Source organism: Streptomyces sp. NRRL WC-3549 (assembly GCF_000721935.1).
Lineage (GTDB): Bacteria > Actinomycetota > Actinomycetes > Streptomycetales > Streptomycetaceae > Streptomyces.
In genome coordinates this window covers 28,268-37,340 of record NZ_KL585384.1, presented here as the reverse complement: position 1 = coordinate 37,340, position 9,073 = coordinate 28,268, and the positions used below count along the sequence as shown (strand labels likewise).

General features: G+C 71.2%; 6 protein-coding genes and 1 pseudogene. All 7 read right to left on the bottom strand.

Going from position 1 to position 9,073, the window contains the following annotated elements; genetic code table 11:
* On the bottom strand, positions 1 to 2,066 hold a 2,066-nt coding region (locus tag IH13_RS0103500), incomplete at its 3' end, for a PQQ-dependent sugar dehydrogenase (protein WP_031080936.1).
* Between the two features lie 322 nt (positions 2,067 to 2,388).
* Positions 2,389 to 3,414 (bottom strand): sugar phosphate isomerase/epimerase family protein, encoded by a 1,026-nt coding sequence (locus tag IH13_RS0103495; RefSeq protein WP_031080935.1) that lies wholly within the window; start codon positions 3,412 to 3,414, stop codon positions 2,389 to 2,391.
* 13 nt (positions 3,415 to 3,427) lie between these two features.
* A complete protein-coding gene (locus IH13_RS0103490; protein ID WP_031080934.1) occupies positions 3,428 to 4,660 on the bottom strand; it encodes a Gfo/Idh/MocA family protein in 1,233 nt (410 codons plus the stop codon).
* A gap of 47 nt (positions 4,661 to 4,707) precedes the next feature.
* Complete coding sequence (locus IH13_RS0103485) at positions 4,708 to 5,745, bottom strand: substrate-binding domain-containing protein (RefSeq protein ID WP_031080933.1); 1,038 nt, start codon at positions 5,743 to 5,745, stop codon at positions 4,708 to 4,710.
* A gap of 67 nt (positions 5,746 to 5,812) precedes the next feature.
* Positions 5,813 to 6,862, bottom strand: coding sequence for an ABC transporter permease (locus IH13_RS0103480; RefSeq protein WP_031080932.1), 1,050 nt, complete (start codon positions 6,860 to 6,862; stop codon positions 5,813 to 5,815).
* Positions 6,859 to 8,317: pseudogene (locus IH13_RS36605) on the bottom strand (sugar ABC transporter ATP-binding protein). Before IH13_RS36605 ends, IH13_RS0103480 begins: the two are co-directional and overlap by 4 nt.
* A gap of 606 nt (positions 8,318 to 8,923) precedes the next feature.
* Positions 8,924 to 9,073, bottom strand: a 150-nt coding sequence (locus IH13_RS40390; RefSeq protein WP_082317503.1) for an ROK family transcriptional regulator, incomplete at its 5' end; no start/stop codon positions are given.

The following is a 9,073-nucleotide window of genomic DNA, read 5'->3' as shown; positions in this document are numbered from 1 at the left end:
AGCTTGGCCTGGTCACGGCCGGACAGTGCGGCCTGGCCGCCGCCCCCGCCGTCGGTGTAGGAGGCCGAGATGCCGCCGTAGATGTTGGCGTTGGGGTCGTGACCGCCCTCCATGGCGGTCTTGATGGTGCCCTCGCAACCGTGCTCGGTGGTTATGTCGTGCCCGTGGCTGTCGTGGCCCAGGGTGAACTTGACCTCGACCTTGGAGCAGTCGATGGTGCCGTCCTCCGGGTCGGTGACGGTGACCTTGAAGGGCACCGCGTCACCGAACTCGAACAGCTGGCCGTCGGACGGGAGGTGCATCTCGACGACGGGAGCGGTGTTGCCGACGGTCACGTGCACACTGGCCGAGCCGGTGCGCCCGGTGGGGTCCTCGGCGGTGACGGTGGCGGTGTAGGTGCCGTTCTTCTTGTAGGTGTACGTGGGGTTCGCGGCCGTGGACGTACCGCCGTCGCCGAAGTCCCAGGCGTACGTGAGGGTGTCGCCGTCACCGTCGGTGGTGCCCTCGGAGGAGAACTTCACCTTGAGGGGTGCGGTGCCGGAGGTCTTGTTCGAGGATGCCTCGGCGATGGGTGAGCGGCCGCCGGTGGCGTTCTCGATGCGGTAGAGCGCGGAGTTCTCGTCACCGCCGAACCAGGACAGGCCGTAGTCCAGGACGTACAGGGCGCCGTCGGGGCCGAAGGCCATGTCCATGATCTGCGTGCCGGTCCACGGGACGTCGTTGATGGAGCGGACCGTGCCGTCGGCGTCCTGTTCGATGCGCTTGATCCACTGCCGGCCGAACTCCCCGGCGAAGAAGTCCCCGTCGTACTCCTTCGGGAACTTCACCGGCGAGTCGAGGTCCGCGTCGTAGCGGTAGACGGGGCCGCCCATCGGGGACTCGGAGCCGGTGCCGAACTCGGGCAGCGAGCCGCCGTCGTACGGGATCCAGGCTGCCTGGGCGGGCGGCAGGTCGACCAGGCCGGTGTTGTGCCGCGACTCGTTCTTCGGCGCGGCGCAGTCGAACTTCGCGCCGGAGGTACCGGTGGCGAAGTCGTAGCGGTTGTACGCGTCGTTGTCGCCGGTGCAGTAGGGCCAGCCGAAGTTGCCCGGCTCGGTCACCCGGGCGAACTCGACCTGTCCGGCCGGACCGCGGTTCGGGTCGGCGGCGCCGGCGTCGGGGCCGTAGTCGCCGACGTACAGGATGCCGGTGGCCTTGTCCACGCTGAAGCGGAACGGGTTGCGGAAGCCCATCGCGTAGATCTCGGGCCGGGTCTTGTCGGTGCCCGGCGCGAAGAGGTTGCCCTCGGGGACGGTGTACGAGCCGTCGTCGGCGACCTTGATCCGCAGGATCTTGCCGCGGAGGTCGTTGGTGTTGCCGGAGGTGCGGCGGGCGTCGAAGGCCGGGTTGCGGTCCGCCCGGTCGTCGAGCGGCGAGAAGCCGTCGGAGGAGAAGGGGTTGGAGTCGTCGCCCGTCGAGAGGTACAGGTTGCCCTCGGCGTCGAAGTCGATGTCACCGCCCACATGGCAGCACATGCCGCGGGTGGTGGGGATGTCGAGGACCTTCTTCTCGCTGGCGTTGTCGAGGGTGCCGTCCTCGTTCAGCGTGAAGCGGGAGAGCCGGTTGACGCCGTCGTACTTCGCGAAGTCCTCGGCGGTGCCGTTCTCCGGTGCGTCCCCGTCGGGGGTGTCCAGCGGGGGTGCGTAGTAGAGGTAGATCGCCCGGTTCTCGGCGAAGTCGGGGTCGATGCCGACCCCCTGGAGGCCTTCCTCGTCGTGGGAGTAGACGGGGAGGGTGCCGGATATCCGGGTGTTGCCGGCGCTGTCGGTGATGCGCAGCTCGCCGCTGCGCGAGGTGTGCAGCACGCTGCGGTCGGGGAGGACCGCCAGCGAGATGGGCTCGCCTGTTTCGGCGGCTCCCTTGGCGAGGGTGACCTGCTGGAAGTCCTCGGCGGCGTCGGCCTTCGGGGCGGCCGGGGTGTCGGCGGCGGCCGGGGAGCCGAGGGTGAGGGTGGCTGCGGCGAGCAGGCCGCCGGTCAGGAGTGCGAGTGTCTTTCGGGCGCGGAGCCGTCTGCTGCTTCTGTGCACGTGCGTCCTCCGGAGAGTGCCGGTTGCTCGGGCGGGTGCGTTCTGCCGTTCCGCGCGGGGACTGCCGCGCTCGTCACCGGGGGCTGCTGAGGCTCCCGGTGACGCGAGTCATGTCGTGTACACGTAGGGGACCGTAGCGGGGTTCGTCCGGGACGGAAAGCCCTTGTGCGGATTGCGCGTCGAGCTTTTTCCCGCTGGTGGACAAAGCGGTGTCCGGGCAGGCCGGACGGCCCCCGGGGCCGGGGTGGCCCCGGGGGCGGCCCTGTGCGGGCGCGGGCCGGTTCCGGCTCGGCCGCCGCCGCGTCAGGGGTACCGAGCTCCGTCAGGCGCCGTCGGGCACCCCCTGGCCGCCGCCCCCGAACGCCGCGTCGAAGGAGGCGCTCGGCGGGTCGAAGTCGAACCGCTTCAGGGAGGCCAGCGCCTCCGGCGCCCCCGCCAGCCGGTCCATGCCCGCGTCCTCCCATTCCACCGAGACCGGTCCCGCGTACCCGATGGACCGCAGCATCCGGAACACGTCCTCCCAGGGCACGTCCCCGTGCCCGGCGGAGACGAAGTCCCAGCCGCGCCGGGGATCGCCCCACGGCAGGTGGGAGCCCAGGCGGCCGTTGCGGCCGTCGAGGCGTTTGCGGGCCTCCTTGCAGTCCACGTGGTAGATCCGCTCCCGGAAGTCGTACAGGAAGGAGACCGGGTCGAGGTCCTGCCAGACGAAGTGGCTCGGATCGAAGTTCAGCCCGAACGCGGGCCGGTGGCCGACCGCCTCCAGGGCGCGGTGCGTGGTCCAGTAGTCGTAGGCGATCTCGCTCGGGTGGACCTCGTGGGCGAAGCGCACCCCCTCCTCGTCGAAGACGTCCAGGATCGGGTTCCAGCGGTCCGCGAAGTCCTGGTAGCCGCGTTCGATCATGTGCGGGGGCACCGGCGGGAACATGGCGACCAGGTGCCAGATCGAGGAGCCGGTGAAACCGATGACCGTGTCGACGCCGAAGGCGGCGGCGGCCCGTGCGGTGTCCTTGATCTCCTCCGCGGCACGCCGGCGCACGCCCTCCGGTTCCCCGTCCCCCCAGATCCGCGCGGGCAGGATCCCCTGGTGGCGCTCGTCGATGGGGCTGTCGCAGACGGCCTGGCCCACCAGATGGTTGGAGACGGCCCAGCACTTCAGGCCGTACGTGTCGAGCAGGCGTCGCCGGCCGTCGAGATAGCCGGGGTCGGCGAGTGCCTTGTCGACCTCGAAGTGGTCGCCCCAGCAGGCGAGTTCGAGGCCGTCGTAGCCGAAGTCCCGGGCGAGCCGGCAGACCTCTTCGAGCGGCAGGTCGGCCCACTGGCCGGTGAAGAGCGTGAAGGGACGGGGCATGCTCGGGGACCTCCTAGAAGGGGACCGGGGTGTGCACGGAGTTCTTGGCGGCGCTCTCCTCGACGGCGGCCAGCACCCTCTGCACCTGAAGGCCGTCGGCGAACGACGGGACGGGGGCGGCCCCCTCGGTGATCGCGCGCACCACGTCACGCGCCTGGTGCACGAACGTGTGCTCGTAGCCGAGCCCGTGGCCCGGCGGCCACCAGGCCTCCAGGTAGGGGTGCTCGGGTTCGGTGACGAGGATCCGCCGGAATCCGGCGGACGCGGCCGGCTCGGTGTGGTCGTGGAAGGACAGTTCGTTGAGCCGTTCCAGGTCGAAGGCGATCGACCCGAGCTGCCCGTTGACCTCCAGGCGCAGGGCGTTCTTCCGGCCGGCCGCCATCCTCGTCACCTCGAAGGAGGCCAGCGCGCCGGATGCCAGCCGGCCCGTGAACAGCGCGGCGTCGTCGACGGTGACCGCCCCCCGCACGGCACCGTCGGCGGCCCCGGAGAGCCCGGCGGCGGGCCCGGCGAGGACCGGGCGTTCCCGTACGAACGTCTCGCTGACCGCGGAGACCCCGACGATCGGCTCCCCGGCCAGGTACTGCGCGAGGTCGACGATGTGCGCACCGAGGTCCCCCAGCGCGCCCGAGCCGGCGTGCTCGCGCTTCAGCCGCCAGGTCAACGGCGACAGGGGGTCCACGAGCCAGTCCTGGAGGTAGGCGGCCCGCACGTGCCGCAGCGTGCCCAGCCGCCCGCCCGCGATCAGCGAGCGGGCGTAGGTGAGGGCGGGCACCTTGCGGTAGTTGAAGCCCGCGATCGCCACCTGCCCGCGGGCCGCGGCGCGTTCGGCCGCCTCGGCCATCGCCTCCGCCTCGGCGACGGTGTTGGCGAGGGGCTTCTCGCACAGGACGTGCTTGCCCGCCTCCAGGGCGGCGACGGCGATCTCGGCGTGGCTGTCGCCGGGGGTGCAGATGTCGACCAGGTCCACGTCGTCCCGGGCGATCAGGGCACGCCAGTCCGTCTCCGCCGCCGCCCACCCGTGGCGGGCGGCGGCGGCCTCGACCGCCGTGCGGTCGCGTCCGCAGATCGCGGCGAGGACGGGTCTGACCGGCAGGTCGAAGACATGGCCCGCGGTGCGCCAGCCCTGTGAGTGGGCGGCGCCCATGAACGCGTATCCGACCATGCCGACGCCGATCGTCGCCGTCGGCCGGTGTGCCGGCGGCGACGCCCCGGCCTCCTGCTCCGTGTCTTCTCCAAGAGCCATGCGGACTTCCTCCTCGTCGGTGGTTCGGTGGCGGCGGCGGGGCCCGGTCAGCTGAAGCCCGTCGGCAGGTACTGGTCGACGTTGTCCTTGCTGACCACGGCCGAGTACAGGGTCAGGGAGGTGGGGATCTCCATCTCGGCGAGCCCGGCGACGCCCTTGCTCTGGCCGAGCGCGCGGGCCAGGTCGATGGCGGACGCGGCCATCGTCGGCGGGTACAGGACCGTGGCCCTCAGGACGCTGTTCCCGGCCTTGATGGCGTCCATGGCGGACTTGGCGCCCGCACCGCCGACCATGAGGAACTCGTCGCGGCCCGCCTGCTCGATCGCCCGCAGCGCGCCCACGCCCTGGTCGTCGTCGTGGTTCCACAGGGCGTCGAACCGCTTCTGCGCCTGGAGCAGCTGCGCCATCTTGGCCTGGCCGGACTCCACGGTGAAGTCGGCGGCCTGACGGGCCACCAGCTTGATGTTGGAGTAGTTCTTCAGGGCGTCGGCGAAGCCCTGGCTGCGCTGCTTGGTCAGTTCCAGGTTGTCGATGCCGGCCAGCTCGACGACCTTGGCGTCCGCCTTGCCCTTGAGCTGTTCGCCGATGTAGTGCCCGGCGTTGAGGCCCATGCCGTAGTTGTCGCCGCCGACCCAGCAGCGGTAGGCCTGCGGGGAGGCGAAGACGCGGTCGAGGTTGACGACGGGGATGCCGGCCCTCATGGCTTCCAGGCCGACCTGGGTGAGTGCCTTGCCGTCGGCGGGGAGGACGACCAGGACGTCGACCTTCTTGTTGATGAGGGTCTTGACCTGGCCGATCTGCGCGGCGGTGTCGTTGGAGCCCTCGGTGGTCTCCAGGGTCACCTCGGAGTACCTCTCCGCCCGCGACTTGGCCTGCACGTTGATCGCGTTGAGCCAGCCGTGGTCGGCCTGCGGTCCGGCGAAGCCGATGGTGACGGGCTTTCCCGGCTTGTCGTCGGCGGCCGGCTGGTTGTTCTGCGCGGTCTCCTTCTCCTTGGGCTCGTTGCTGGTGCAGGCGGTGAGGAAGGCTCCCGCGGAGACGGCCGCGGTGCCGAAGAGCAGTCCTCTGCGGCTTGTTTCTGGCATGGCTGTCGAACCCTTCGTCCGGTGCGTCGTACGGATGGGTGCCGGTGCGTGCGGTAGGGGGTACGGCTCAGGTGCCGCCGCGGAGAGTGCGGCGCTGGACCAGGACGGCCGCGACGATGATCGCGCCCTTGGCTATCTGCTGGACGTCGCTCTGCAGGTTGTTGAGGGCGAAAATGTTGGTGATCGTGGTGAAGACGAGAACGCCGAGGACGGATCCGATGATCGTGCCCCGGCCGCCGCTCAGCAGCGTTCCGCCGATGATCGCGGCGGCGATGGCGTCCAGTTCGTACAGGTTGCCGTTGGTGTTCTGGCCCGACCCGGACAGGATGATCAGCATGAACGCGGCGATGCCGCAGCACAGTCCGGACAGCAGGTAGAGGTAGAGCCGCTGACGGCGTACGTCGATGCCGGCGAGCCTGGCCGCCTCCGCGTTCCCGCCGACCGCGACCGTGCGGCGTCCGAAGGTCGTACGGTTCAGGATCAGCCAGCCGGCCACGGTGACCGCGGCGAAGACGAGGACCAGGGGCGGGATGCCCAGGACGTAGCTGTCGGGCAGTCCGAGGTCCAGGACCGAACGCACCGTGACGATCTGTGTCTTGCCGTCGGTGATCTGGAGCGCCAGCCCGCGTGCCGAGGCGAGCATGGCCAGCGTCGCGATGAAGGGGACCATCCCCCCGTACGCGATGAGGAGACCGTTGACCAGCCCGGCGGCGAGTCCGACGACCATGGCGGTGAACAGGATCCCCGCGAAGCCGTACTCCTGGGTGGCCAGCGTCGTCGCCCACACGGACGCGAGGGCGACCATCGCCCCCACGGACAGGTCGATGCCGCCGCTGGTGATCACGAACGTCACGCCGACGGTGACGACCCCGATGACGGAGGCCTGGGTGAGGATCAGCTGGAGGTTGCCGGTGTCCAGGAAGGCGTCCGGTTCGGTGATGCCGCCGACGGCCACCAGCACGGCGAGGACGCCGAGCAGCGACAGGTTGCGTACGTCGAGGCGGAAGCCGGAGGCGCGCGAGCCGGCGGCCCCCCGTTTCGAGGGCGGGGTGGCGGGGGCGTCGGTGTGCCCCTTCCCCGGCCCGTGGTGCTGCGCCGACGGCGCGGGCTGTGTCATGACGTCGGGCTCCCTTCCATGACGAGGTCGAGTACACGGTGCTCGTCGAGCTCCTGGGCGGCGGCCTCGTGGACGACGCGGCCTTCGCGGAGTACCAGCACCCGGTCGGCGAGGCCCAGGACTTCGGGCACCTCGCTGGAGACGAGCAGGACGGCGAGGCCTTCGTCGGCCAGCCGACGGATCACGGCGTAGAGCTCGGCGCGGGCACCGACGTCCACACCGCGGGTCGGTTCGTCGAGCAGCAGCACCCGGCAGCCACGCAGCAGCCAGCGGGCCAGGACCGCCTTCTGCTGGTTGCCGCCCGACAGGGTGCGGACGGCGGCCTCCGGGTTCCGTGCGCTCGGCGCCCCGGTCGAGCCAGCCGCCGCGGGCGAACCGGGAGAGCGTGGCGAGCGAGACGTTACGGGTGACCGACTCGGTCAGCAGCAGTGCCTGCGCCTTGCGTTCCTCGGGGGCGAGGCCGATGCCCGCGGCGACGGCGGCCCGGACGCTGCCGGGGCGCAGCGGGGTTCCGGCGACCTCGACCCGGCCGGCGGTGGGCCTGCGGGCGCCGTAGACGGTCTCCAGGATCTCGGAGCGCCCGGAGCCGACGAGGCCGGCGAGGCCGACGATCTCGCCGGGCCGCAGCTTCAGGTCCAACGGCTCGAACTCGCCCTCACGGCACAGGCCTTCGACGGTGAGTACGGGTTCCACGGCGGCCTGCCGGGCGCCGGGGGCGGGGCGGGGCGGGAAGACGTACTCGACGTTGCGGCCGGTCATCATGGCGACGATGTCGCGCGTGGGGGTGGAGGCGGCCGGGAGCCCGACGGCGACGGCCCGGCCGTCCTTGAGCACGGTCACCCGGTCGCCGATGCGGCGGATCTCCTCCAGCCGGTGCGAGATGTAGACGACGGCCACGCCGTCGGAGGTGAGGCCCTCGACGATGCGGAAGAGGTTGTCGACCTCGTCGGGGTCGAGCGCGGCGGACGGTTCGTCCATCACGATGAGGCGGACGTCGTGGGAGAGCGCGCGGGCCATGGAGACGATCTGCTGATGGGCGGCGGAGAGGTCGCCCACCTCACGGGACGGGTCGATCTCCGGGTGGCCCAGCCGTTCCAGCAGCGCGGCGGCCGCGTTCCTGGCCTCGCGGCCGCGGACGACGAAGCCCGCGGTGGTCGGTTCGTGGCCGAGGAAGACGTTCTCCGCGACCGACAGGCCTTCCACCAGGTCGAGTTCCTGGTAGATGGTCGCGATGCCGAGACGCATCGCGGTGATCGGCGAGGAGAGCCGGACGGGTGAGCCCTGCCAGGTGATGGCCCCGTCGTCGGGCTGGTGGGCGCCGGCGAGCACCTTGATGAGGGTGGACTTGCCGGCACCGTTCTGGCCGAGGAGGCAGTGGACCTCGCCCGCCTGGACCTCGAGGTCCACGCCGTCGAGGGCGCGCACACCGGGGAAGGACTTGGTGATGCCGGACATCGTGAGCAGGGGGGCTGCGTCGAGCGGGAGTACTGGGTCGAGCGGGAGTACTGGGTCGAGCGGGGGTACTGGGTCGAGCGGGGGCGGTGGTTCTGGTGCCATGACGAATCCCCTCGGCGAATGGTGTCTCCCCCGCTCGGGCGTGGCCGGGAGCCTGGGGACGGCCGGTGAGCGGGCAGGGCGCAGTGCCGGCGGTGCCGTACTGCTGACGGAACTGCTGGTACGGGGCGGTGCGGGGCTGCTGCTTGAACGGGGCGGTGCTACGGGTTTGGAACGGGGCGGTGCTACGGAGGCGGTACGGTGCTACGGACTCGGTGCGGTGCCGGTGATACGGAGCGTGCTACGTGCGCGGTGCGGTGCTTCTGATTCGGAGCGGTGCCGGCGGTACGGAGCGGGGCTTCTGGTACGGAGCAGTGCTTCTGGTACGGAGCGGTGCTGCACACGTGGTGCGGTGGTGGTGCCTGCCGTGCGTGGTAGTGCCTGCGGTGCGGTGCTGCTGGTGTGGAGCGGTGCTGCTGGTGCGGTGCGGTGGTGCGGAAGTGGAGCGGTGGTGCGGGAGCGGAGCAGTGCTCCCGCGCCGCGCCGGATCACGCACCGGCCCGGACATCAGGCCGGCGAGAACAGGTGGTCGCTGATGAGTCGGGCCGCGCCGGTCACCCCGGCGGCCGGCCCCAGCTCACCGAGCACGATGGGGAGGTTGCCCGTGGCCAGCGGCAGGGACTGCCGGTAGACCTGGGTGCGGACACTGGCCAGCAG